The organism is Knoellia locipacati, assembly GCF_044791685.1.
In the GTDB taxonomy this organism is placed as follows: Bacteria; Actinomycetota; Actinomycetes; order Actinomycetales; family Dermatophilaceae; genus Knoellia; species Knoellia locipacati_A.
In genome coordinates, this window is the sequence record NZ_CP087730.1 from 3,032,263 (window position 1) to 3,057,289 (window position 25,027).

At 70.4% G+C, this 25,027-nt stretch carries 21 protein-coding genes and 2 tRNA genes; 12 read left to right on the plus strand and 11 right to left on the minus strand.

Annotated features, from left to right (window positions below):
• Position 1: 1 nt before the first annotated feature.
• From LL946_RS14205 to pepN, 4 genes are all read right to left on the minus strand, one after another.
• A complete protein-coding gene (locus tag LL946_RS14205) occupies positions 2–1,777 on the minus strand; it encodes a glycoside hydrolase family 13 protein (RefSeq protein ID WP_404386913.1) in 1,776 nt (591 codons plus the stop codon).
• Positions 1,778–1,892: 115 nt separating this feature from the next.
• Entirely contained in the window at positions 1,893–2,300 is a 408-nt protein-coding gene (locus tag LL946_RS14210; RefSeq protein ID WP_404381715.1) for a globin, read from the minus strand.
• Positions 2,297–3,247: a mechanosensitive ion channel family protein gene (locus LL946_RS14215; protein ID WP_404381717.1), complete on the minus strand. Its 951-nt coding sequence runs from the start codon at positions 3,245–3,247 to the stop codon at positions 2,297–2,299. The genes LL946_RS14210 and LL946_RS14215 overlap by 4 nt, the downstream gene beginning before the upstream one ends.
• Positions 3,244–5,802 (minus strand): aminopeptidase N, encoded by a 2,559-nt coding sequence (gene pepN / locus LL946_RS14220; protein ID WP_404381719.1) that lies wholly within the window; start codon positions 5,800–5,802, stop codon positions 3,244–3,246. Before pepN ends, LL946_RS14215 begins: the two co-directional genes overlap by 4 nt.
• Positions 5,803–5,911: 109 nt before the next feature.
• Here pepN and LL946_RS14225 point away from each other — a divergent pair, with 109 nt between their 5' ends.
• The 3 genes from LL946_RS14225 (at position 5,912) to LL946_RS14235 (ending at position 8,266) form a co-directional block, all read left to right on the plus strand.
• Positions 5,912–6,526 (plus strand): DsbA family protein, encoded by a 615-nt coding sequence (locus LL946_RS14225; protein WP_404381721.1) that lies wholly within the window; start codon positions 5,912–5,914, stop codon positions 6,524–6,526.
• 72 nt (positions 6,527–6,598) lie between these two features.
• Complete coding sequence (locus LL946_RS14230) at positions 6,599–7,066, plus strand: ribose-5-phosphate isomerase (protein ID WP_404381723.1); 468 nt, start codon at positions 6,599–6,601, stop codon at positions 7,064–7,066.
• Between the two features lie 93 nt (positions 7,067–7,159).
• Positions 7,160–8,266: a PP2C family protein-serine/threonine phosphatase gene (locus LL946_RS14235; RefSeq protein WP_404381725.1), complete on the plus strand. Its 1,107-nt coding sequence runs from the start codon at positions 7,160–7,162 to the stop codon at positions 8,264–8,266.
• Positions 8,267–8,295: 29 nt separating this feature from the next.
• Here the strand turns inward: LL946_RS14235 and LL946_RS14240 are convergent, their stop codons facing one another.
• Genes LL946_RS14240 through LL946_RS14255 form a run of 4 tightly spaced genes read right to left on the minus strand, consistent with a single transcriptional unit; the run spans position 8,296 to position 12,590 of the window.
• Positions 8,296–8,895 (minus strand): GTP-binding protein, encoded by a 600-nt coding sequence (locus LL946_RS14240; RefSeq protein ID WP_404381727.1) that lies wholly within the window; start codon positions 8,893–8,895, stop codon positions 8,296–8,298.
• On the minus strand, positions 8,876–9,256 hold the full coding sequence (locus tag LL946_RS14245) for a DUF742 domain-containing protein (protein WP_404381729.1): 381 nt from the start codon (positions 9,254–9,256) through the stop codon (positions 8,876–8,878). The genes LL946_RS14240 and LL946_RS14245 overlap by 20 nt, the downstream gene beginning before the upstream one ends.
• Before the next feature lie 14 nt (positions 9,257–9,270).
• Positions 9,271–9,681: a roadblock/LC7 domain-containing protein gene (locus tag LL946_RS14250; RefSeq protein WP_404381730.1), complete on the minus strand. Its 411-nt coding sequence runs from the start codon at positions 9,679–9,681 to the stop codon at positions 9,271–9,273.
• A gap of 2 nt (positions 9,682–9,683) precedes the next feature.
• Positions 9,684–12,590, minus strand: a complete 2,907-nt coding sequence (locus tag LL946_RS14255; protein ID WP_404381732.1) for a sensor histidine kinase — start codon at positions 12,588–12,590, stop codon at positions 9,684–9,686.
• A gap of 217 nt (positions 12,591–12,807) precedes the next feature.
• On the opposite strand from LL946_RS14255, the gene trmB reads away from it, so the two are divergent.
• Positions 12,808–13,491, plus strand: coding sequence for a tRNA (guanosine(46)-N7)-methyltransferase TrmB (gene trmB / locus LL946_RS14260; RefSeq protein ID WP_404381734.1), 684 nt, complete (start codon positions 12,808–12,810; stop codon positions 13,489–13,491).
• 135 nt (positions 13,492–13,626) lie between these two features.
• Here the strand turns inward: trmB and LL946_RS14265 are convergent.
• Positions 13,627–13,700, minus strand: a tRNA-Pro gene (locus tag LL946_RS14265).
• Positions 13,701–13,824: 124 nt separating this feature from the next.
• Here LL946_RS14265 and LL946_RS14270 point away from each other — a divergent pair.
• From LL946_RS14270 to LL946_RS14285, 4 genes are all read left to right on the plus strand, one after another.
• Positions 13,825–13,895, plus strand: a tRNA-Gly gene (locus LL946_RS14270).
• A gap of 174 nt (positions 13,896–14,069) precedes the next feature.
• Positions 14,070–15,935, plus strand: coding sequence for a PA domain-containing protein (locus LL946_RS14275; RefSeq protein ID WP_404381736.1), 1,866 nt, complete (start codon positions 14,070–14,072; stop codon positions 15,933–15,935).
• A gap of 323 nt (positions 15,936–16,258) precedes the next feature.
• Entirely contained in the window at positions 16,259–17,623 is a 1,365-nt protein-coding gene (tig, locus tag LL946_RS14280) for a trigger factor (protein ID WP_404381738.1), read from the plus strand.
• Between the two features lie 230 nt (positions 17,624–17,853).
• Entirely contained in the window at positions 17,854–18,321 is a 468-nt protein-coding gene (locus LL946_RS14285) for an SRPBCC family protein (RefSeq protein WP_404381740.1), read from the plus strand.
• A gap of 81 nt (positions 18,322–18,402) precedes the next feature.
• Here the strand turns inward: LL946_RS14285 and LL946_RS14290 are convergent, their stop codons facing one another.
• Positions 18,403–19,476: a LacI family DNA-binding transcriptional regulator gene (locus tag LL946_RS14290; protein WP_404381742.1), complete on the minus strand. Its 1,074-nt coding sequence runs from the start codon at positions 19,474–19,476 to the stop codon at positions 18,403–18,405.
• Positions 19,477–19,570: 94 nt separating this feature from the next.
• Here LL946_RS14290 and LL946_RS14295 point away from each other — a divergent pair, with 94 nt between their 5' ends.
• The 3 genes from LL946_RS14295 to LL946_RS14305 all read left to right on the plus strand — a co-directional run bounded on the left by LL946_RS14295 (position 19,571) and on the right by LL946_RS14305 (position 22,262).
• Positions 19,571–20,821: an MFS transporter gene (locus LL946_RS14295; protein WP_404381744.1), complete on the plus strand. Its 1,251-nt coding sequence runs from the start codon at positions 19,571–19,573 to the stop codon at positions 20,819–20,821.
• A 110-nt stretch (positions 20,822–20,931) separates the two neighbouring features.
• Positions 20,932–21,576, plus strand: a complete 645-nt coding sequence (locus tag LL946_RS14300; protein WP_404381746.1) for an ATP-dependent Clp protease proteolytic subunit — start codon at positions 20,932–20,934, stop codon at positions 21,574–21,576.
• A 26-nt stretch (positions 21,577–21,602) separates the two neighbouring features.
• Positions 21,603–22,262, plus strand: a complete 660-nt coding sequence (locus LL946_RS14305; protein ID WP_404381748.1) for an ATP-dependent Clp protease proteolytic subunit — start codon at positions 21,603–21,605, stop codon at positions 22,260–22,262.
• A gap of 172 nt (positions 22,263–22,434) precedes the next feature.
• Here LL946_RS14305 and LL946_RS14310 read toward each other — a convergent pair whose 3' ends face one another.
• Complete coding sequence (locus tag LL946_RS14310; protein WP_404381750.1) at positions 22,435–23,379, minus strand: hypothetical protein; 945 nt, start codon at positions 23,377–23,379, stop codon at positions 22,435–22,437.
• Between the two features lie 317 nt (positions 23,380–23,696).
• Between LL946_RS14310 and clpX the strand changes: the two genes are divergently transcribed.
• Positions 23,697–24,974, plus strand: coding sequence for an ATP-dependent Clp protease ATP-binding subunit ClpX (gene clpX, locus LL946_RS14315; protein WP_404381752.1), 1,278 nt, complete (start codon positions 23,697–23,699; stop codon positions 24,972–24,974).
• Positions 24,975–25,027: the final 53 nt, after the last annotated feature.

The following is a 25,027-nucleotide window of genomic DNA, read 5'->3' on the forward strand; positions in this document are numbered from 1 at the left end:
TTCAGAGCACCGCCCACACGGCCACGTCGGTCGGCACCAGCCCGTCCGGGGTGAGCTCGCCCGACAGGTGGGTGACCTGCGCACCCTCGGGCAGGGACACCGGGTCCGCGCCGAGGTTGGCCAGGGCCAGCGTGCGGCGCGAGCCGTCACCGGCACTGTTGACCAGGGCGACGACCTCGTCGCCGGACAGCTCGTGCCAGGCGGCCGACCCGAGCCCGAGCCGTCCCTCGCGCCGGGCCGCGAGAAGCGAGCGGTAGAGCTCGAGCGTGGAGCCCTCGACGCCCGCCTGCTGGTCCACGGCATACGCGCCGTAGGAGTCCGGCTGCGGGAGCCAAGTCGCGTCGGACGGACCGAAGCCGAGGCTCGGTGCGTCGCGCACCCACGGCATCGGCACGCGGCACCCGTCGCGCCCGATCTCCTTGCCCTCGGTGCGGTGGAAGGTCGGGTCCTGGCGGAACTCGTGCGGCATCTCCGTCGACTCGGGCAGACCGAGCTCCTCGCCCTGGTAGACGTACGCGCTGCCGGGCAGGGCGAGCATCAGCATCGTCGCGGCGCGGGCGCGGCGCAGGCCGAGCTCGGCGTCCGGCTGTGCGCGCTCGGCGGAGATGCCGTTCGGCCGGGGGAGCGACTGGTCCAGGCCGAGGCGCGAGGCGTGCCGGACGACGTCGTGGTTGGAGAGCACCCACGTGGTCGGCGCACCGACGGCATCGTTGTCCCGGTAGGAGTGCTCGATGACGGCCCGCAGGCTCGTGGCCTGCCAGTGGGTGTCGAGGAAGTCGAAGTTGAAGGCCTGGTGCATCTCGTCCGAGCGGACGTAGCGAGCGAGGCGGTGGCCGGGCTTGACCCACGCCTCGGCACAGAGGATCCGCTCCGGGGAGGGCTGCTCCTCGAGGACGGTGCGCCAGCGACGGTAGATCTCGTGGACGCCCTCCTGGTCCCACATCGGCGCCCGCGGCTGCTCGTCGTCGGCGTCCGTCTCGTCGCCGGGCGCGGGCGGCAGTGCCGCCTCCGGGTTGTGGTCGGTGGCGTCGAACGCCTGCAGCGGCCCGTCGAAGTCGGGCAGCCCGTCCTCCTTGACGAGCGCGTTGGCGACGTCGACGCGGAAGCCGTCGACCCCTCGGTCGCACCAGAACTGCAGGATCGAGACGAACTCGTCGCCGATCTCCGGGTTGGTCCACTCGTAGTCGGGCTGGGTGCTGTCGAAGAGGTGGAGGTACCACTGGCCCGGCGAGCCGTCCGCCTCGGTGACGCGGCTCCAGCCGTCACCGCCGAAGACCGACGGCCAGTTGTTGGGCGGCTCGTCGCCGCCGGGGCCCTTGCCCTCGCGGAAGATGTAGCGGCCGCGCTCGGGGCTGCCGAGCGGGCTGGCGAGCGCCGCCTTGAACCACTCGTGCTCGCTCGAGGAGTGGTTGGGCACGAGGTCGACAAGAACCTTGAGGCCGAGGTCGTGCGCCCCGGCGATGAGCGCGTCGGCGTCCGCGAGCGACCCGAAGAGCGGGTCGATGTCGCGGTAGTCCGCCACGTCGTAGCCGGCGTCGTTCATCGGGGAGACGTAGAACGGCGACAGCCACACCGCGTCGACGCCGAGGTCGCGCAGGTAGGGCAGGCGGGCCGTGATGCCCGGCAGGTCGCCGATGCCGTCACCGTCGGAGTCCGCCCACGACCGTGGGTAGATCTGGTAGATGACGGCGTCACGCCACCAGGGGGCGTCGGCCGGGTCGGCGGGGTGGATGGTGTCGCTTCGGACGTCAGGTGTGGTCTGGGTCACCCACCCCATGCTTCCGTATGCCGGCCCGCCCACCAACTCGAAGCCCTCACCCTTCCAGCCGCTTGCGTCCGCCACTTCGGCGACAGGGCCACCAGAGTGGCGGACGCAAGGGAGCCGGGCTCGGTCAGAGGGTGGTGCGGCCACCCGGCGCCGGCGCCTGGGCCTCGTCGGTGTTGACGAGCATGTGCGCCGCGCGCATGAAGTAGTCGCGCATCGCCTCGGCGTGGGTGTCGTCGAGCTCGAGGGTGTCCATCGCCGCGAGCATGTGGCGCATCCACCGGTCCCTCATGTCGAGGGTCACCGGGAACGGCGCGTGCCGCATCCGCAGACGCGGGTGCCCGCGCTCCTGGCTGTAGGCCGTCGGCCCGCCGAAGTACTGCTCGAGGAACATCCGCAGGCGGCGCTCGGCCGGGCCGAGGTCCTCCTCGGGGTAGAGCGCCCGCAGCTCGGGGTCGGCGGCGACACCGACGTAGAACTCGTGGACGAGGCGCTCGAACGTCGCCGCGCCACCGATCTCGTCGTAGAAGCTCACGGCTTGGCTCCCGTCCCTGTGCCGAACCCGCCGTAGGCGCCGAACGGGCCCACCGGCGGTGCCTTGATCCCGGCCCCGTCGGTCGCGGACTTGAGCCGCTGCCGCAGCTCGCGCTGCACGTCGATCTTGTCGCCGGGTGAGGTCTCGGCGAGGACGCGGATGGTCAGCGTCTGACCGGTGATGGACTCGACGCCGGCGACGGTCGGGGCGTCGAGCAGACGGCCCTCCCATGCCGGATCGGCCGCCATCCGCTCGCCCGCCTCGCGCAGCACCGCCGTCACCTTGGCGACGTCCTCGTCGTAGGCGACGGGCACGTCGACGACCGCGGTCGCCCGGTGCTGGCTGAGGTTGCCGATGCGGATGATCTCGCCGTTGCGGACGTACCAGGTGACGCCGTCGGCGTCGCGCAGCCGGGTCACGCGCAGCGACACCTCCTCGACCGTTCCTGTGGCCTCGCCCGTGTTGATGACGTCACCCACGCCGTACTGGTCCTCGAGGATCATGAAGACGCCGGAGAGGAAGTCCTTGACGAGGCTCTGCGCGCCGAAGCCCAGCGCCACACCACCGACACCCGCCGAGGCGAGCAGGGGGCCGAGCGGGATGCCGATGAGGTCCATCACGGTGAGCCCGGCGATGAGCCCCACGACGAACGTCACGACGCTGCGCAGCAGCGACCCGAGGGTCGCCGTGCGCTGCTGGTGCCGGGCCCGGGCCTGACCGTTGGCCTGCGCCCAGACCCGACCGGCGCGCGAGCCGTCCGAGTCCTCGTGGCGCGTGCTCGTGCGCTCGGTCATCGTGCGCACGGCACGGGTGATGAGTCGGTGCAGCAGCCACCTGACGACGACCGCGAAGACGATCGTCAGGAGGATGCGGAGTCCGTCGGTGAGCAGCCAGTCCTGGAACCGCTGGGCGGTCAGCCAGGTGGTCGCGAAGTCGAGATCGGTCATCCTGCTGCGTCACGCTCCTGGGCGGCGAGGGCGCGCGTGACCGGGTCGCGGTTCTCGGACACGAGCCGGCGCAGCGCATCGGGGGCATCGGTGTGGGTGTCGAGCCAGGTCTGGGTCGCGTCGCGCAGCTCGACCGAGGCGAGACCGCGGGGATAGAACCCGTGGACGATCGCCTCGACGAGGGCCATCGACCCCTTGTCCTCCAGCGAGTCGAGCACCTCGTGGTATCGGCCGACGAACGGCTCCAGCGCCGAGACGTCGCCGAGGCGACCGAAGCCGAGGCCGTACGCGTCGACGAGCGAGTTCGAGAGGCCGTCGTCGGTGACGGCTGCCTTCCACGCGGCCTCCTTGGCCTCGAGGGTGGGCACCGAAGCACGTGCCCGGGCGGCCCGCTCCTGGCCGGTGGCGGTGGGGTCGCGGTCGAGCTCGGCCTCGACCTCACCGTCGCGGAGGGCGTTGGCCCCCGCGAGGCCGGTGAGGAGGGTCCAGCGCATGTCGGTGTCGAGGGCGAGCCCGTCGAGGGTCTCGGTTCCGTCGAGCAGCCCACGCAGGTATGCCGTGTCGTCACCGGTCGTGGTCATGCCGGCCGCCGCCGTGACGAGCTGGAGCTGGGCGTCGCTCCCGGGCTCGGCGACCCTGGCCGCCTCCCAGAGGCGCGCGAGGGTGGAGCGGCGGGTCTCGTCGCGGTTGTCGGGATGGGTGTAGAGGTGGACCGCGGTCGTGAGCTGGGCCATGAGCGTGCGCACCAGCGTGGAGTCGGTCTCGCCCGGCAGCACCTCGAGGACGAGCTCGGCGAAGGTTCGCGGGCTCATCTCCGCGTCGCGGGTCATGTCCCACGCCGAGGCGAGGACGAGCGACTTCGGCAGCGAGCTCTCGAACCCGCGGATGTGCTCGAGCGCGGTCGCGAGGGACCGCTCGTCGAGCCGCAGCTTGGCGTAGGTGAGGTCGTCGTCGTTGACGAGGACGAGGTCCGGCTGGACCCGGCCGACGAGCTCGGGCACCTCGGTGCGCTCACCGATGAGGTCGATCTCGAGACGGCCGGTGCGCACGAGGCGGCTGCCGGACGCGCCACCCAGCTCCACGGCATACAGGCCGATCGCGAGGCGGTGCGGGCGGATCGTCTCGAAGCCCTCGGCGTAGGTCTGCTCGATGACGGCGCTCGCGATGCGGCCGCGGTCGTCGACCTCGAGGACCGGGCGCAGCGTGTTGACGCCGGCGGTCTCGAGCCACGTCTTGCTCCACACGTGGAGGTCGCGACCCGACGTCGCCTCGAGCTCGCGCAGGAGGTCGTCGAGGGTCGTGTTGCTCCACTGGTGCTTGGCGAAGTAGGCGCGCAGCCCGTCGCGGAACGGCTCGCGCCCGACGTAGGCGACGAGCTGCTTGAGGACGGAGGCGCCCTTGGCGTAGGTGATGCCGTCGAAGTTGACCTCGACGTCCTCGAGGTCGCGGATCGGCGCGACGATCGGGTGGGTCGAGGAGAGCTGGTCCTGGCGGTAGGCCCAGTCCTTCTCGTGCGTGCCGAACGTCGTCCACGCCTCGGTCCACTGCGTCGCCTCGGCCTGGCAGGTCGTCGACGCCCACTCGGCGAAGGACTCGTTGAGCCAGAGGTCGTTCCACCACTTCATCGTCACGAGGTTGCCGAACCACATGTGGGCCAGCTCGTGCAGCACTGTGAGGGCACGGCGTTCGACGATCGACTCGGTGACCCTGGAGCGGAAGACGTACATCTCGTTGAACGTCACGCAGCCGGCGTTCTCCATCGCACCCATGTTGTATTCGGGCGTGAAGATCTGGTCGTACTTCTCGAACGGGTAGGGCTGGTCGAACTCGGCCTCGAAGAACGCGAAGCCCTTCTTGGTGAGGTCGAAGAGGTTGTCCGCGTCGAGGAACTGCGTGAGCGACTTGCGGCAGAAGATGCCGAGGGGGATCTCGCCCTTGCGGCTCGTGAGGCTGTCGCGCACGACGTCGTAGGGCCCGGCGACGAGCGCCGTGATGTAGCTCGAGATCGGCTGGGTGGCGGCGAACTCCCATGTGGCGACGCCGTCGCGGTCGGTCGCGGTCGGCTCCGGTGTGGGGGAGTTGGACAGGACCTGCCAGTGGCTCGGCGCCGTCACCGTGAAGCTGAACCGCGCCTTGAGGTCGGGCTGCTCGAACACGGGGTACATGCGGCGGCTGTCGGGCACCTCGAACTGGCTGTAGAGGTAGACCTCGCCGTCGACCGGGTCGACGAAGCGGTGCAGGCCCTCACCGGTGTTCATGTAGCGGCCCGTGGCCTCGATCCGGAGCTCGTTCTCGGCCGCCAGACCGGTGACCGCGAGACGCGCCCCGTCGTATGCCGTCTCGACCACCTCACCGTTGAGCGTCACCTTCTCGACCGACGCACCGAGGAAGTCGACGAAGGTCGAGCCACCCTCGGTCGCGGTGAAGGTGATGGTGCTCGTCGTCGAGAACGTCGACTCGGACGTCGTGAGGTCGAGCTCGACGGCATACGCGTCGACCGAGACGAGCGCAGCGCGCTCCTCGGCCTCGACGCGGGTGAGGTTCTTGCCGGGCACGGGGGATCCTCCTGGATCTGCAGGGAAGAGGGTGGTGTTTCGTCGGTGCTTCCATCCTCGCACGGGGGCTCGGGGCCAGCGTGCGGGCGGCGGATGGCACGATGAACGCATGAGCGACGAGCAGCGCCACACCGCCGAGTTCTGGTTCGACCCACTGTGCCCGTGGGCCTGGATGACGTCCAGGTGGATGGGCGAGGTCGAGCAGATCCGCCCCGTCGACGTCACCTGGAACGTGTTCAGCCTCGCCGTCCTCAACGAGGGCCGCGACCTTCCCGAGAGCTACCGCGAGCTCATGGAGCGCGGCTGGGGTCCGGCCCGGGTCGTCACGGCCGCCCGCGAGCTGCACGGACAGGAGGTCGTCAAGCCGCTCTACGACGCCATCGGCACGGCCATCCACCCCGGCGGCACCGAGGACTTCGACGAGGCCATCGCCATCGGGCTCGACAAGGCAGGGCTTCCCGCCGACCTCGCCGGCTTCGCGCACTCCGACGAGTACGACGCACACATGCGCGACTCGACGAAGCGTGCCCTCGACCTCGTCGGCGACGACGTCGGCACTCCCGTCATCTCGGTCGACGGTGTCTCGTTCTTCGGGCCCGTCGTCACCCCGGCACCCAAGGGCCAGGCCGCCGGACGGCTCTGGGACGGCTGCGTCCTCGTGGCCAACACCCCGGGCTTCTTCGAGCTCAAGCGCAGCCGCACGGCCGGCCCGCAGTTCGACTGACCCGCGGCCTCCGCGACCCGCACCACCCACCTTCTCGACCAGCGACGTTCGACCCAGGGAGCATCACCAGACATGCGCGTTCACATCGGCGGCGACCACGCGGCATACGACCTCCAGCAGGACCTCATCACCTTCCTCGAGGCCGAGGGTCACGAGGTGACGAACCACGGGCCGTTCGAGCTCGACCCGCAGGACGACTACCCGGTCTTTGTGCTGCGCGCCGCGGAGGCGACGGCGGCCGACGCGGACTCGCTCGGCATCGTGCTCGGCGGCTCCGGCAACGGTGAGCAGATGGCCGCCAACAAGGTCGCGGGGGTGCGCGCGGCGCTCTGCTACAACGACGAGCTGGCCCAGCTCGCTCGCGAGCACAACGACGCCCGCGTCATCTCGATCGGCGGCAGGTTCTGCTCCGCGGTCGAGGCCCGTTCGATGGTGCGGACCTTCCTCCAGACGCCGTTCTCGGGCGAGCCTCGCCACCAGCGCCGGATCGACATGGTCTCGAAGTACGAAAGCACCAAACAGCTGCCTGACCTGCAGTGACGCCGCCCGGGAATGATCCCGAAGGGCCTGTCGCCTGTCCTACCGGTCGGTTAGTCTTGGGGCCGATCGGAACCCAGGACAGGAGAAGCACTGGTGGCTACGGACGTCACCGTCCTCGTTCGCCGGCGACCATGGACGGTCGCTCGGCGCTTCCAGGCATACGTCCTCATCGGCCCCAAGCGCGACTGGATCGTCTTCGCAGCCTTCCTGCTCCTGTCGATGGCGTTCATCGCCGCGGTCCTCACGTTCCCGGGGCGCTTCCCCACGGTCGTGGTGGCGCCGATCATCGTGCTCAGCGGTCTCTACCTGCCCAACCGGCACCTCGTCGCGCTCTTCATCATCGTGGCGATCGGCCTCAGCCTGGCCGTCCCCAAGCTGCCTACGCCGCCCATCACCAAGGCCGTCATGCTCACCGCCATCTCGGCCCTCATGGTCATGATGGTCATCGTCTCGGCCTCGCGGGTGCGGGTCGGGTCGGTCGGCTTCCACGGTGAGGACCTCCTCGTCGAGCTGCGCGACCGCCTCGCGCGCGCGGCACGGCTGCCGGCGCTGCCGCAGGGGTGGACGGCTGAGTCGAGTGTCCTGTCGGCCCACGGCGAGGGCTTCTCCGGCGACTTCATGGTCGTCGACACGACCCACGGCGGACACCACCTCGAGGTCGCCCTGGTCGACGTCAGCGGCAAGGGCCGTGAGGCCGGCACCCGGTCGCTGCTCCTCTCCGGAGCACTGGGCGCCCTGATCGGCGCCCTCACGCCGAGTGCCTTCCTCGGGGCCGCCAACGGCTACCTCGTGCGCCAGGGGTGGGACGAGGGCTTCGCCACTGCGGTCCACGTCGACATCGACCTCGACACGGGCGACTACACCATCGGCAACGCCGGCCACCCCGCACCCGTGCGCTACTCCAACGGCACCGGCACCTGGCAGGTGCTCGAGGGCGGGCGCGGACCCGTGCTGGGGCTCATGCAGGGTGCCAGCTTCCCGCGCACCCACGGCGTGCTCGCCATGGGTGACGCCCTGATGATCTACTCCGACGGCATCATCGAGTCGCGTCGCCACGACCTCACCGAAGGCACCGACCGCATGCTCGGTGCCGCATCGGAGGCGATGGTCCGGCGCTCCTCGATCGTCGAAGCCGTTGTCTCACAGGCTCGTTCGGGTGAAGCCGACGACCGCGCGGTCTTCGCCATCACCCGACGCTGACCCGGCCCTGAGTCGGGCCACCGGAGTGCTCAGTGCTGCGGAACCGAGGCGTGCCTGCCCGTCACACGCTCGAGCGCGTACTCGGTGACACGGACAAGGGCAGCCTTGGCCGACCCGCGGTCGCGGGCGTCGATAGTCATGACCGGGGTGTCGAGCGGGAGCGCCAGCGCCTCCCGGACCTCCTCGACGGGGAACCGGCGGGCACCGTCGAACTCGTTGACCGCGACGATGAACGGCAGGCCCTTCGCCTCGAAGTAGTCGATCGCCGCGAACGCTTCGTCGAGGCGCTCGGTGTCGACGATGACGACGGCGCCGATGGCTCCGCGGATGAGGTCGTCCCACATGAACCAGAAGCGGCGCTGACCCGGGGTGCCGAAGAGGTAGAGGACGAGGTCGTCCCCGAGCGTGATGCGCCCGAAGTCCATCGCCACGGTGGTCGTCGACTTCAGGGGCGTGGCCGCGAGGTCGTCCACGCCGCTCGACTCGTTGGTGACCAACGCCTCCGTGCGCAGGGGCACGATCTCCGAGACGGCACCCACGAGCGTGGTCTTGCCCACGCCGAAGCCACCGGCGACGACGATCTTGGTCGACGCGGCGCCCGGGGACGGGCTAGATGGCGCGAAGTCCACGAAGGGTCCTTTCGATGAGGTCCTGACGCACGTCACGGCTGGAGGCGTCGGTGAGGGTCGTTGCTGCCACTCGGAGGTATCCCTGCTCCACGAGGTCTCCGAGGAGGACCCGCACGACGCCCAGGGGCAGGCTCACGGCGGCGGAGATCTCGGCGACCGAGGTGCGTTCGGCGCACGCCGCGACGATCCGACCGACCTGGTCGTGCTCGGACCACTCGCGCTCCGTCGCGCGCGGCAGCCACTCGATGATCGCCTCGACCGGCAGGTCGATCGATGCACGCGTCCGCCCCGCGGTGAGGGTGTAGGGACGCACGATGCGAGCAGTGTGGACGTGCTCCTCGTCGTCGTGGTGCGGTGACATCGGTGTCCTCGTCCTCAGTAGGTGCGCGTGCCGCGCGCCTCGGCCTCGATCATCGGGCCGACGCGCTGCACGAGCAGGGCCATCTCGTAGCCGACCTGGCCGATGTCGGCGGTGCCCGAGGTGAGCACGGCGAGGTGCGAGCCGTTGCCCACGCTCATGAGGAGCAGGTAGCCCTGCTCCATCTCGATGACCGTCTGGAGCACCATGCCGCCGTCGAAGAGCTGGGCGGCACCGGTGGCCAGGCTGGCCAGGCCGGACGAGACGGCCGCCATCTGCTCGGCCCGGTCGCCCGGCAGGCGTGCGCTCCCGGCCACGAGGAGCCCGTCGGCCGAGACGAGGATGGCGTGCGTCGCGCCCGCCACGTCGTCGACGAACCTCGAGACGACCCAGTCGAGGTTGCGAGAACCCGGGGTGGCGGCAGTCATGGTCAGTTCTTCTCCTCGTCGAGCAGGGTGGACCCGCCGAAGCGGGAGTCGTTCTGGGTCGGGCCCTCACGGCGACCGCGCTGCACGCCGGCACGGTGGCGGTTGAGGTGGCGTCGGATCGCCTCGGGGTCGCGGGCGATCGTGCCGGGACCGCTGGTGCCGACCTGACCCGGGACGAGCGTCGACCCGGGACGGCGCACGGGCAGGCCACTCGGTGCGACCTCCGCCGGCTCAGTGGAGGTCGCGCGCTCGGCAGCGCGCCAGCCCTCGTCGATCTCGCTGGATGCCCAGGGCAGGTCGCCGGACTCGCTCTCGGAGAGCCAGCTCGAGCTGACCTCACTGAAGATCGGCGTCCCGGAGACGGGCGTCGGCTCCAGGTCGCGGATCGAGAGGAAGTCCCGGGATGCGGTGGGGAACGTCGGGGCCGCGTATGCCGCGGGAGCCTGCGTCGCCGGGGTGGGAGCCTCGGCGGTCGGCTCGGGCGAGTCCGTCGCCGGGGCGGCTGCCTCGTGGACAGGCGCCGGGACGTCGTGCGCAGGCGCCGGGACGTCTTGGGCTCGCTCCGTGTCGTCGGCGGCTGCCGGAGCCGGCGTCGCCCACGCGGGCCGGGGCGGCAGCGCCGCGGGGGCGGGCGGTGGGGACGATGCCTGGACGGGCGGTGTGGCGGCCGTGGTGGCGGGGCTCGTGGCCGGCGGCGCGCCGAACCCACCCGAGGCGCCAGCGCCGGTTGCGCCAGGTCGGCGACGGGGAAGGCCGCTCCCACCCAGCCCGGAGACGGACGCTTCGCGGGGGGCGGCGGCCGGGGCGGCTGCAGCGGCGTTGCCCTCGGAGCTGGACTCGGCACCCGCGGTCAGCGCAGGCAGGGGGCCGGTGTCACCGACCTGGGGGAGTGCCGTGGGGCTGGCCGTCGAGCGGGCCGCGGTGAGGCCGCCTTCGCCCGAGCGCGCGGCGTCCGGCAGGTCGGGCACGGCGGACAGCGTCGTGACCCGCATCCCCCGTCCCAGCACGCCGGCCGCGGCCGGAGCGGTGGCCACGGCAGCGAGAGGAGCCGAGACCTGGCTCGGGACGTCGCGGTCGCGGCCCGAGGACAGCAGCGAGGCCGGCAGGAAGACCGAGACGATGGTGCCTGTGGACTCGGGGTTGGGTCGGATCCGCACCGTGACCTGGTGCCGGATGGCCAGCTGGCCGACGACGTACAGGCCCATGCGGCGAGCGGTGTCGGTCGTGACCTCGCCGCCGTCGATGAGCGCGTCGTTGGCAGCCTCCATCGCGTCGATGGCCATGCCCAGCCCGTCGTCGACGATCTCCACGAGGGTGCCGCCGTCGATGCCGCGAGCGATGTCGACGACGACCGTGCTGTCCGGCGGGGAGTAGGAGAGGGCGTTGTCGATGAGCTCGGCGAAGAGGTGCACGAGGTTGGGTGCGGCGCCCGCCTGGATGACGAGGTCGCTCGAGGCGAGCCGGACGCGCTGGTAGTCCTGGACCTCGGACACGGCGGCCCGCAGGACGTCACCGAGCGGCAGGTCCTGACCCGCGACGCTGCGGGGTGCGGCGCCGGCGAGGACGAGCAGGCTCTCGCCGTTCCGACGGATCCGGGCAGCCAGGTGGTCGAGGCGGAACAGGCTCTCGAGCCGGCGCGGGTCGTCCTCGTCGCGCTCGAGGTTCTCGATGAGGCCGAGCTGCTGGTTGATGAGCGAGGTGCTGCGACGCGACAGCGTCTCGAACATGGCGCTGACCTGCCCACGCAGGCGGGCCTGCTCGGTCGCGAGCTGGATCGCCTCCGCGTGCAGCACGTCGACGGCCCGGGCGAGCTGACCGACCTCCTCGCCGGTGTGGACCGGCAGCGGCTCGACCGGCGGGGGCTCCTCTCCGGCGCGGATCCTCTCGAGTGCCGACGGGAGGCGCTCGTTGGCGACGTCGAGGGCGCCGAGCCGGACCCGCTTGATCGGCTCGAGGAGCATGCGGGCGACTGCGAGGGCGAGGGCGACGGCTGCGGCGAGCAGGCCGATCGTGGCGATCGAGTCGCGGATGGCGGTGCCACGGGAGTCGCTCGCCCGGCCGCGCATCGTCTCGACCACCTGGTCGTTGATCTGGTTGGCGAGCGTCGTGTAGACGCTGCCCGCGTCCGCGGCCCGCGGCAGGCCGGCGGTGCCCTCGGCCACCGCCTGGGCGGAGGAGAGGCGCAGCTCGTTGCCCGAGGCGAGGGTGTCGACGAACGTGTCGGTGTCTCCGAGGCTGCTCGAGAGGGCGGCGATGGCGGTCGCCTCCTCGCCGATCGCGTTGCCCAGAGCAAGGGGGTCGACCTTGGTGCCGGCCGCTGCCGATGTCGTGAGCAGGCGCTGCTCGGTCAGGGCGACCTGACCGGCGAGCACGTCCCGTACGGTCGTGAGACGGGGGTCCGAGGTGTCCGCGGCGAGGTCCCGGAGCACGACGGTGACATGGCCGACGGCGTCGGTGAGCTGGCCGGAGACGGTCTCGACCGGTGTGTCGGCGGTCGAGTCCCGCAAGGGCTGGGCCGAGGCCAGAGCGCGGTCCAGGGCCGTCACCTGGTCGTCGGTGAGGTTCGCGGTGCGCATCTCGCTGCGCAGGTCGGTGACGTTGGCGTCGAACGCCGTGCGGGCCCGCTCGGCGGCGGCGGTGTCGCTCCCGCGACCGGCGATGGCGACGGCGGCGGCGCTGTCGACCATTCGCACCGCGGGCGTGACGACGGCCACCCGGGACTCGAGGCGGGAGAAGTTCTGCGCGTCCTGGGTCGCCTGGATGACGCGCAGCCCGCCGAAGGTGGCGGCCAGCAGCATGGGGATGGCCAGGGCGAGGGCGAGCTTGCGCCGGAGCGACCACTCGTCGATGGCGTACCAGGGAATCTCGTCCTGTCGCCCGGTCTCCTCGACCGTCAACGGCTCGCTCACGGGGCTTCCCTTCTCAGGCTCCTGGCCCACGCCCGTGCGGACGGCCACTACGAGGTGCGAACATCCGCAGGTGCGGGGTGCACTGCGTGCGGGCATGGCGAAGTGCTGGCTCGTACCACACCCATCCGGGGACGGTAGCAGCACGACATACGCGATCTGTACCACTTCCCGTCAATCCGTGATGGGACGTACCTCACGTCGGCGTTAGCCTCGACCCGTGTCCTCGTCCCGCTCCGCCCTCGACCACGCCCCGCGACACGGGGTGCGGACCTTCACGCCCCGCTGGCGCACGTCGCCGCTCACGGCCGAACGCATGGAACGGCTGCTGCCGCGGCACTCCATCCCCGAGACCGGTGGGCTCGACCCGCAGGCGTGGTTCGGCCGGTCCGCGCCGGTGGTCCTCGAGATCGGCTCCGGTCACGGTGCCGCCGCCGTCGCCTACGCCGCGGCCCACCCGGAGCACGACCTGCTGGCCGTGGAGGTGCACGTGCCGGGCGTGGCGCGCATGCTGGCCGCGGCCGAGCCCCAGGGCCTGGGCAACCTGTGGGTCGAGCGCGGGGACGCCATGCCCCTGCTCACCGAGCGCATCCCCAGCGGGTCTCTGGCGGCCGTGCACCTGTTCTTCCCCGACCCCTGGCCGAAGGCCAAGCACGCCAAGCGCCGCTTCGTGCAGCAGCACACCCTGAGCCTGTTGGCCGACCGACTCGCGGCCGGCGGAGTGCTTCGCATCGCCACCGACCATGCCGTGTATGCCGCCCACGTCCGTGAGCAGGTCGCCCACCACGGTGGGTGGCACGTGGTGGAGGGGCAACGGCCGGGGTGGCGCCCGCAGGACGGCTTCGAGGCCAAGGGCCTGGTCGCAGGCCGCAGCATCGCGGAGTTCTCCCTGACCCGCGGATGACCAACCCCCTGGTGGTGCGCGGTTCACGCTCACAACGTTGTTGCGTCGCGGTGCGTGCAATCACTGATGGTGTGTGGCGCGCGCGTTCGCGACGAAAGAGAACCGAGCGCGCACCACACACCAACAGCGATTGTGTCGGGGTAGCCAGATTCGAACTGGCGACCTTCCGCTCCCAAAGCGGACGCGCTACCAAGCTGCGCCATACCCCGCACGCCACCGCGTCGGCCCATGACGACACCGGGAGGTGCCGGCCGATTTCGGTTCCCGCGGAGGCGGCCACTAGGCTAACCCCTGCTCCGAGGAAGTCGTCCCAGGCCGACCACGACGAGCACTGCGGGTGTAGCTCAATGGTAGAGCCCTAGTCTTCCAAACTAGCTACGCGAGTTCGATTCTCGTCACCCGCTCCGTATATGGGTATGCCGCCCACGCAGCGCGCGGGCGGCATTCCTGCGCCTCGGTTCGGCCTCCGCGGTCGCGCACTCCGAAGCCTTCACAAGCGCACAAGCAGGGTCTAGGCTCGCCGCGGGCAGACGGCGTCGAAGGCGATCCCTCGCCACGCCGGCTGAGTTGGAGGAAGGATGTCCACAACAGTACGGCGGGGTCTCGCCGGCGTCGCTCTGGCAGCCGCTCTGGTCACGGTGGTCGGCAGCACGGCCGTCGCGCACCCTGAACCGGAGTCCGACGGTGGCCTGCATACGTCCGACGGACCGCGAGATGCGCACCAGCACGGCGAGAACAGCGGTCACCTCCCGGCGAGCAACAGCGGCAACATCGATGTCGTGAGCAAGCTCAAGCTCAAGAACGTCGTCCCCGAGAAGATCGCGGACGTCGGAGTCCATGAGAACTATGCCTATCTCGCGGCCTGGGGTGTTGTCACCTGCAAGTACAACGGCGTCCACGTCGTCGACATCTCCGATGTGGACAACCCCGAGGAGGTGGCGTTCATCGGCGCCAAGCACGGGAGCTACCCGGGCGAAGGCATCCAGGCGCTGGCGATCGACACTCCCAAGTTCGATGGCGACATCCTCGTGTCGAACAACGAGAAGTGCGACGAGAACGCCGGCTTCGGTGGCATGAACATCTACGACGTGACGAACCCGGCGGCTCCGACTCCGCTCTTCGAGGGAGTCGGCGACTTCACCGTCAACGGCCAGGGAAAGAAGGCCGCCAACGAGATCCACAGCGTCTTCGCCTGGGATGCCGGCAACAAGGCCTACGCCGTCATCGTGGACAACGAAGAGGGCAAGGACGTCGACATCATCGACATCACCGACCCCAAGAAGCCGTTCCTGACGGCCGAGTACGACCTGGACGAGACCTTCCCGCAGATCAAGCAGGCGGCTCCGAGCAACCTCACCGAGATCTTCCTCCACGACATGGTGGTCAAGGAGATCAACGGCCGCCAGGTCATGCTGCTGTCCTACTGGGACGCCGGTTACGTCAAGGTGGACTTCACCGACGTGAAGAACCCCGTCTACCTCGCGGACACCGACTTCACCAACCCGGACCCAGAGGCTGCCGAGAGCGGACTCACCGTGCCGCCGGAGGGCAACGGGCACCAGGCGGAGTTCACCGCAGACAACGAGTACGTCGTCGGAGCCGACGAGGACTTCGCGCCGTTCGCACTGCTGGCCAAGAACGTCGATGACGGAACCGACATCGACGCGAGCCAAGGCAGCGGCACCACGAAGCTGGAAGAGGGTCAGACGATCACGGGAGAGTCCGTGTTCGTCGGCCGAGCGTGCCCGGGCGACACGGCCGTGCCTGCCGGAGACGGCACCCAGGTCGCGGTGGTCGAGCGTGGCGTCTGCGCCTTCACCGACAAGGTGAACAGCGTGCTGGCCGCCGGTGGCTACACCGCAGTGCTGATCTTCAACCGGACCGCTTCGGATGCCTGCAACCAGACGCTCGGCATGAGTGTCGAAGGCGACATCCCCACGTTCGGGGTCGCCCCGCGCCAGGAGGGCTACGCCATCTTCGATGCCGAGGGACAGTATGACGACGCGGCCTGCCTCGCCGGCGACGGCAGCCAGCTCGCGCCAATCGCAGTCGGAACCGAGGGTGACACGCTCACCTTCTCGTCGTACTTCGACGGCTGGGGCTACGTCCACCTGTTCCGCAACGAGGACGGCAAGATGACCGAGCTCGACACCTACGCCATCCCCGAGGCGCACGACCCGGCCTTCGCCAGCGGCTTCGGTGACCTCTCGGTGCACGAGGTCGCCACCTCTCAGCAGGCAGCCGACCGCCTCTACTTCTCCTACTACTCGGGTGGCTTCCGGGTCGCGGAGATCGAGAACGACCAGATCGTGGAGAAGGGCCACTACATCGACGCGTCCGGAAACAACTTCTGGGGTGTCCAGGTCTTCCAGCAGGGCGGGACCGAGTACGTCGCCGCCAGCGACCGTGACCACGGTCTCTGGATCTTCAAGTACAACGGCTGATCACCCAAGGGTGCCCGGACCCGAGCCGGTCCGGGCACCCTTGGCGTTCGTCCTTCGACTCGCCAGGCCACTCCTCGTCGGGCGCCCGGGCCTCGGCGTCCGCAGGGATCCACGATGTGGGGCGGTGGGCTGCGGCGGGGACGATTCGGCGCCGGTGCCCCGGCCCGTTAGCATGGTCCGGAGTTTGATCTCCTTCGGTATGCCGTGTGCTGACGCCCACGCCCGCGCCACCAGCTCGCGGGACGCAGACCGACCCGGAAGTCGCATCCGCGGGCCACGGCCCGCACCCAACCACTGACCCCAACACGTGTGGAGTGCCTGAAGTGAAGAGTGCCGTCGAGACCCTCAGCCCGACCCGGGTCAAGCTCATCGTGGAGGTGCCCTTCGACGAGCTGAAGCCCGACCTCGACAAGGCGTACCAGACGATCGGCAGCCAGATCCAGATCCCCGGCTTCCGCAAGGGCAAGGTCCCCGCTCGCATCATCGACCAGCGGGTCGGCCGTGGCGCCGTCGTGCAGGAGGCCGTCAACGAGGCCCTCCCGCGCTTCTTCGCCGAGGCCGTCGACGCCGAGGGCGTCAAGGCGATCGGCCAGCCCGAGGTCGACGTCACCGCCGTGCCCCTCGAGGACGGCCAGGACTTCGAGTTCACCGTCGAGACCGACGTCCGCCCCGAGATCGAGCTCCCCGAGCTCGAGGGCATCGCCGTCGAGGTCGACGAGGTCAAGGCCTCCGACGAGGACGTCGAGGAGCGGCTGACCGAGCTGCGCCAGCGCTTCGGCACCCTGTCCGCCGTCGAGCGCGCCGTCGAGAGCGGCGACGTCCTCTCCATCGACCTCTCGGCCGTCATCGACGGCGAGGAGATCGACAGCGTCGAGGGCGTCACCTACGAGGTCGGCTCCGGCAACATGCTCGAGGGCCTTGACGAGGCCGTCACCGGCGCCAAGGCCGGCGACACCGTCACCTTCACCGCCCCGCTCGCCGGTGGTGACAAGGAGGGCCAGGACGCCGAGTGCACCGTCACCATCCAGTCCGTCAAGGTCCGTGAGCTCCCCGAGCTCGACGACGACTTCGCCCAGCTCGCCTCGCAGTTCGACACCCTGGACGAGCTGCGCGCCGACGTGGTCAAGCAGGCCGAGCAGGCCAAGAAGTTCGAGCAGGGCGTCCAGGCCCGCGACAAGGTCCTCGAGCACCTCCTCGACTCGGTCGAGGTCCCGGTGCCGGACGGCATCGTCGAGGCCGAGGTCAACAGCCACCTCGAGGGCGAGGACCGCCTCGAGGACGACACCCACCGCGCCGAGGTCGACGAGAGCACCCGCAAGGCGCTCAAGGGCCAGTTCCTCCTCGACGCCCTCGCCGAGAAGCTCGAGATCTCGGTCGAGCAGCCCGAGCTCATCGAGTACCTCATCATGAGCGCGCAGCAGTACGGCATGGACCCCAACCAGTTCGCCCAGGCGATCGACCAGCAGGGCCAGGTGCCCGCCATGGTCCAGGAGGTCGCCCGTCGCAAGGCGCTCGCGGCCGTCCTCGAGAAGGCCGTCGTCACCGATACCGCCGGCAACTCGATCGACCTCAACGAGCTCGTTCCCCAGGCCGAGACCGTCGACCCGGAGCTCGAGGACGACGTCGAGGCCGAGGTCGCCGAGGGTGACGTCGCCCAGGACGAGACCGAGGAGCCGGCCAAGGCCTGAGCCTCCCGGCCTTCCCGCACATGACGTATGCCGTGTGCTCACCACCGAGGTGAGCGCACGGCACACGTGTTTCCGGCCGGGTCGTCGGGTCCTTCCCGCGGGGGGGGATCTGCTCCGCAGCGGCCTCTGCACAGCCATGGGGGCGAGAACGCCATGGACGGCGGTGGATGGACCCCGACCCGCGAGGGCCGGGTTTGCACCTGGGCGCGATCCGTGATGAGGGTGGAGGCATGACCCACGACAAGCAGATCACCGTTTCGCGCACCATCGACGCGCCCGCCCAGGCGATCTTCGAGGTCCTCAGCAACCCCGAGCGCCACCAGCAGCTCGACGGTTCCGGGTTCGTCCGGTCGGACGAGAAGTCCGACCGCATCCAGCAGGTCGGCGACGTGTTCACGATGAACATGTCCGGCGACCACATGGGTGGCGACTACCAGACCGACAACCACGTCATCGGCTACTCCGAGAACTCCCTGCTCGCGTGGCAGACCGCGCCCGCCGGCACCACGCCGCCCGGGTGGGAGTGGGTCTGGCGCCTCGAGACCCAGGGTCCCGGCCAGACGCTCGTGACGCACACCTACGACTGGAGCAAGGTCACCGACGAGGACCTCCTCCAGAAGGTCTCGTTCCCGCTCGTCAAGGAGAGCGACCTCGAGGACACCCTCGCCAAGCTCGCCGAGGCCTCGTCGGGTTCCTGACCCGTCGCGGCCCGGCGGCCGCACGCTGACCACCGCGTATGCCGTGTGCCCACCTCGGTGGGGGCGCGGCACACGTGCGTCTCAGGGTGCGGGCGCGGTGGTGTCGCCGACGCGGAGGGAGACGGGGAACGCCTGGCTCGCTGGTGGCCCACCGGCGAGCCGGCGACGGGTGAGCTCGCCGAGCAGCCGCCCCTTGGCCTCGCCGGGCTGCTCGATGGTCGTGAGCCGGCGGTCGAGCCAGGGGAGGTCGACCGCGTCGAAGCCGGTCACCGACAGTTCCTGCGGCACCCGCAGTCCGAGCGACTCGGCGGCCCGGATGACGCCGGACGCGAGCAGGTCCGACTGCGCGACGACGGCGGTGGGGCGTCCGCAGGCAGGGACGTCGAGGAGCAGTCGGCCCGCGACCTCTCCCTGTGCGACGTCCGCGCGCTCGGTCTCCACGAGGGGGCTGCCCGGCGGCGCCGTGTCGACGAACCCCCGGGCCCGCTCGCGGGCATCCGGGTAGGTCGCCCGGTCGAGGTCGGCGACCTCGATCCGGTGCGTGGGGCGGGCCCGGCCCAGCGGCATCGTGACGTGGGCGAGCCGGCGGTGGCCGAGGTCGAGCAGGTGTCGGGTCGCCTCCGCGGTGGCGCCGTGCTCGTCGACCACGACGTGGCCCACGGCGTCGTGCACCGGCGCCCCGGAGCCGATGATCGGGATGCGCCGCGCGAGGAGGTGCTCGACGAGCGGGCTGTCCGTGCGCCCGCAGAGGGGGAAGACGGCCGCGTCGACCGCGTGTCCGGCGACGGGGTTGGCACCCTCCCCGCCTTCGTCCCGACCGTGGTCGGCGACGAGCAGCATGCTCGTGCCCATGGCGTCGAGCTCCTGCGCGAGGCCGTCGAGCACGGCGAGCGCGAAAGGGTCTCGGAAGGCGTCGCGCAGCCGCTCCTCGACGATCACGGCCACAGCGCCGGCGCGCCCCTGGCGCAGTGAGCTCGCGAGCGGGTCGGGGCCGGCATACCCCAGGTCGGTGGCGGCGGCGCGCACCCGGGCCGCCGTGCGGTCGGCCACCGGGCCACGACCGCTGAAGACGAGCGAGGCGGTGCTGATCGAGACGTCGGCGCGCTCGGCGACGTCACGCAGCGTCACCTTGCGCGTTTGACGTGGAGGGGCCATGGGGGAGAGACTATCGAATCGATTCGACCGCCGCCAGCGGCGACGGACTCGGCTCGCCGCCCGACCCGTTCGCTCCGACCCGAGAGACCGCTCCATGACCACCACCCCCAGCCTGCCGCTTGACCGCGTGGTCTCGGCCCGCACCGCTGTCTTCGTCGTCTTCGCGCTCGCCGGTGTCGCCTTCGCGACGTGGGCCTCGCGGATCGCCGACGCCAAGGCCGGCCTCGACCTCTCGGCGGGGCAGCTCGGTGCCACGCTCTTCGCGATGTCGGCGGGCTCGATGCTCGCGATGCCGTCGACGGGACGCCTCGCCGACCGGTTCGGCGTCGTGCCGACGATCCGCGTCGGGATGGTCATCGGTGTGGTCGGGTTCGCCATCGTCGGTGCCGGTGTCGACCTCGCCGAGTCGCGGCTCGTGGTCGGGCTCGGCCTGTTCCTCATCGGGTCCGGTGTCGGCGTGTGGGACGTCGCGATGAACCTCGAGGGAGCCTCGGTCGAGCGCCTGCTCGGCACGACGGTGATGCCTCAGTTCCACGCCGCCTTCAGTGGCGGCACCGTGGTCTCGGCGCTCATCGGCTCCGGCATGTCCTGGGCCTCGGTGCCTCTCCTCCCGCATCTCCTCGGCTCGGCGCTCCTCGTCACCGCCGGTGGATTCTGGGCGATGCGCTCGTTCCTGCCCCGTGAGGTCGAGCACGAGCCGACCTCCACTGCCGACGCTCCCGTGAGCGGGGTCAGGGCCCCGGCCACGAGGTCGGCCTGGCTCGAACCGCGCACCCTGCTCATCGGGCTCGTCACGCTCGTCGCCGCCTTCACCGAGGGCACCGCCAACGACTGGCTCGCGGTGGCCTTCGTCGAGGGCCACGAGCTCCCCGCCTGGGCCGGCGTCCTCGCGTTCGCGACGTTCCTCTCCTTCATGACGATCGGACGACTGCTCGGCACGCGCTGGCTCGACACCTACGGCCGCGTCCCCGTCCTTCGGCTCACCTTCGCGCTCGCCGTGCTCGGCTCGGTGCTCGTGATCTTCGGCAACGCGTGGCTGGCCTTCCTCGGCGCGGCCGTCTGGGGCGTGGGCGTCTCGCTCGGCTTCCCCGTCGGGATGAGCGCCAGCGCCGACGACCCCGCCCGCGCGGGCGCACGGATGTCGGTCGTCGCCACGATCGGCTACCTCGCCTTCATCGCCGGCCCGCCGGCTCTGGGCTTCCTCGGCGACCACGTCGGGGTGCTGCGCAGCCTGCTCGCCGTGGGCACGATGGCCCTGCTCGTCCAGCTCATCCTCGAGAGCGTTCGCGAGCCCGCGCGAGCGGTGACGACCGCGGAGGCCGAGCCTGCACAGCGACGGGGCTGACCGGCATACGGGGGCTGTGTGCGGCATTGTGCTCAGGGCGAACATCGCCCGGGGGCGGGAGTGTCCGGCCGGACCCGCGCGTTAGGGTCAGCGAAAGGCACGACCCCCACATGACGGCAGGAGCGACCAGCGTGAGCAGCAACGAGATCGTCGCAGCCGGTCCGGGCGACAAGCTCGGCCTCGACGACAGCATCTACAACCGCCTCCTCAAGGAGCGGATCATCTTCCTCGGCTCCGAGGTCCGCGACGAGAACGCCAACGCGATCTGCGCGCAGATGCTCCTGCTCGCCGCGGAGGACTCCGAGAAGGACATCTGGCTCTACATCAACAGCCCCGGTGGGTCGGTGACCGCGGGCATGGCCATCTTCGACACGATGCAGTGGGTGCCCAACGACGTCGCCACGGTCGCGATGGGCATGGCCGCGTCGATGGGGCAGTTCCTGCTCTCCGCGGGCACCCCGGGCAAGCGCTACGCCACGCCGCACGCCCGCGTCATGATGCACCAGCCGTCCGGTGGCATCGGTGGCACGGCGTCCGACATCAAGATCCAGGCCGAGCAGCTGCTCCACATCAAGAAGCAGATGGCCGACCTCATCGCCGAGCACACCGGCCAGACGCCCGAGCAGATCGAGGCCGACTCCGACCGTGACCGCTGGTTCACCGCGGCGGAGGCCAAGGAGTACGGCTTCGTCGACCACGTGTTCTCACGCGCCGACCAGGCCGGCAACTCGTCCGACAACCCGGTCACCGACTGACCCGGCGACCAGGAGAGACAACAGACATGAACGCGAACTATCCGACCCGTCCGAGCGGCCTCAGTGTCCCGGCCCCGTCGAGCCGCTACATTCTGCCGCAGTTCGAGGAGCGCACCTCCTACGGCATGAAGCGGACCGACCCCTACACCAAGCTCTTCGAGGACCGCATCATCTTCCTCGGCGTGCAGGTCGACGACGCCTCGGCCGACGACGTCATCGCCCAGCTCATCGTGCTGGAGTCCCAGGACCCCGACCGCGACATCCTCATGTACATCAACAGCCCCGGTGGCTCGTTCACGGCGATGACCGCGATCTACGACACGATGCAGTACATCCGGCCCGACGTGCAGACGTTCGTCGTCGGCCAGGCGGCCTCGGCCGCGGCGGTGCTGCTCGGTGCCGGCGCCAAGGGCAAGCGCTACGCCCTGCCCAACGCCCGCGTACTCATCCACCAGCCGGCGATCGAGGGCACGGGCGGCATGGCCTCCGACCTCGAGATCCAGGCCAACGAGGTGCTCCGGATGCGCGGCTGGCTCGAGGACACCATCGCGCTGCACGCCGAGCGCGACGTCGAGCTCGTCCGCAAGGACATCGAGCGTGACAAGATCCTCTCGGCCGCGCAGGCCAAGGAGTACGGCCTCATCGACGAGGTCCTCGTCTCCCGCAAGGCCGCCCTCGAGACCTGACCTCTGCGAGGTCCCACGAACCACAGGTATGCCGTCCGCATCAGGGAGCGGACGGCATACCTGCGTCTGGGGGCAGGATGCGGCGACCGCGGTTGTCGGGGGCTCTTCGCGTTGTCGCCCCTGAAGATCGCGGCGACGGCGCAGGATGCCGGCGACAGCGTGGCCCGTGTGCTCAGGCACCCAGGTCGAACCACGCGCTGCGCCGCTCGGGTGTGATGCCCACCTGGGCGAGGATTGCGGCGAGCCGATACTTCTGCACCGCCTCGGCCCAGACCCACCGGGCCACGCCGGTCTGACGACGCAGCCGGTCCTCACGGCGCTTCTCCGCCCAGATGACCCGGTGCACGTCCTGCGTGCTGCCACCGGGCGGCACGCGGTACTTGAGGCGGCCGTCGAACTCTCCGACGGCACCCTCCCATCCGAAGTCGACATCGCCGATGAGCCCTTGGTCGTCGTGGTAGCGGACCTGGAGCTGGGGCCGGGGCAGGCGCAGGACGAACATCTGGACACGGGACAGGCTCTCCCCGGGTGACATGCTCAGCCCGTCGGCGAGCTCGGCCACTAGCACGGCTGCACCGCGGCCGTGCGCTCGTGGAGCCACCGCTGCGGCCTCGGCAGCCAGCTCGGCCGGTGTGCACAGGCGATGGTGCAGGGCGTAGTCGGCCGCGGCCACGGCGTCATGAACGGTCCCGGTGCGCGCGAGATCGATCACGGTGCGCGCCACGGACGTGACCTGGAGCCCTTCGGCCGTGACGGGTTCGGCCTCCGCGCCGAGGAAGGGGCGCAGGATGCGGCTGCCGCTCACGCCCCGCCTCGTCACGAGATGGTGGACGGTCGTCGGCCACGCGGTGATGCGGGGCAGGCCCCACACCGCCGCGGCGGCCTCCCGCGCCAGGGTCAACTCCGTCGGCCCTCGGTGCGTCAGGACCGAGGCGTGGACGAGGGCGGCGTGCCGGTCGAGGGCATCCATCCCCGCGAACGCCTCGGCCCGAACCCAGACCCCGTGACGCACCTGGTGCCACTGGCCACGGGTCGGCTCGATGCCGAGTCGGCGCAGGTCCGCGGCGTGGTGCAGGCAGCTGCGGTCGAAGGCTGGATGGGGAGGCGGCCCGAGCATCGCTCCAGCGTGGCAGGACGGGCGGACGCGGCGGTCCCGTCATCCACAGGCACGGTTGTCGGGGTGACCTTGCGACGTCGTGCCCAGATGCTGCGGCGACAACGCGAGATGGCTCCGACGACCGCGACAGCCCCGGCGGGGCCGTGTGCGTGAGCGGGGTTCTGCCGAGAGCGGACAAGCGCGACTCACCCCGTGTCGGGGGCGTTGAATGGGTTGCGTCGACGCCCTCCCGGGGTAGCGTCGGTGACGTCGCAGCAGCCCTCCGGATGAGGGCAGGGCAGCGGCACCCGTCGTCGAAGTGAAGGGACCGGACCGAAGTGGCACGAGTCGGAGAGACCAGCGACCTGCTGAAGTGCTCCTTCTGCGGCAAGTCCCAGAAGCAGGTCAAGAAGCTCATCGCCGGACCGGCGGTCTACATCTGTGACGAGTGCATCGAGCTCTGCAACGAGATCATCGAGGAGGAGCTGGCGGAGTCCTCCGACCTCGGCGGCCTCGACGAGCTCCCCAAGCCGCGCGAGATCTTCGACTTCCTCGAGCAGTACGTCATCGGCCAGGACGTCGCCAAGCGCTCCCTCGCCGTGGCCGTCTACAACCACTACAAGCGGATCCAGTCCGGTGAGGCCAGTGGCGGCAAGAAGGACGCCGACCACGTCGACATCTCCAAGTCCAACATCCTGCTCATCGGGCCGACCGGCTGTGGCAAGACCTACCTCGCCCAGACGCTGGCCAAGATGCTCAACGTCCCCTTCGCCATCGCCGACGCGACGGCCCTGACCGAGGCCGGCTACGTCGGCGAGGACGTCGAGAACATCCTCCTCAAGCTCATCCAGGCCGCCGACTACGACGTCAAGAAGGCCGAGACGGGCATCATCTACATCGACGAGGTCGACAAGATCGCCCGCAAGAGCGAGAACCCGTCGATCACGCGCGACGTCTCCGGTGAGGGCGTGCAGCAGGCCCTGCTCAAGATCCTCGAGGGCACGACGGCCAGCGTCCCGCCGCAGGGTGGGCGCAAGCACCCGCACCAGGAGTTCATCCAGATCGACACGACCAACGTGCTCTTCATCGTCGGTGGCGCGTTCGCCGGCCTCGAGAAGCTCATCGAGTCGCGCAACGGCAAGAAGGGCCTGGGCTTCGGCTCCGAGCTGCACACGCCCAAGGACCTCGCCGAGTCGATCCACGAGGTCATGCCCGAGGACCTCATGAAGTTCGGGCTCATCCCCGAGTTCATCGGCCGGCTGCCCGTCATCACGACGGTCTCGCCGCTCGACATCAGCGCCCTCGTCCAGATCCTCACCGAGCCGCGCAACGCCCTCATCAAGCAGTACCAGAAGATGTTCCGCATCGACGGCGTCGAGCTCGAGTTCACCGACGAGGCCGTCGAGGCCGTCGCCGAGCAGGCCCTGGCGCGCGGCACCGGCGCCCGCGGGCTGCGCGCGATCATGGAGGAGGTCCTCCTCCCCGTGATGTTCGACGTGCCGAGCGACGACGAGATCACCAAGGTCGTCGTCACCGACGAGGTCGTCCGCAAGAACGTCCTGCCGACCGTCGTGCGCCGCGACGCCGGCCCGAAGCGCCGCAAGCGCACCGCCTGACCCCCACCTCGACGGGCTCCGCCCTGATGAAGAGCCACGTCGGCCACGAGGGG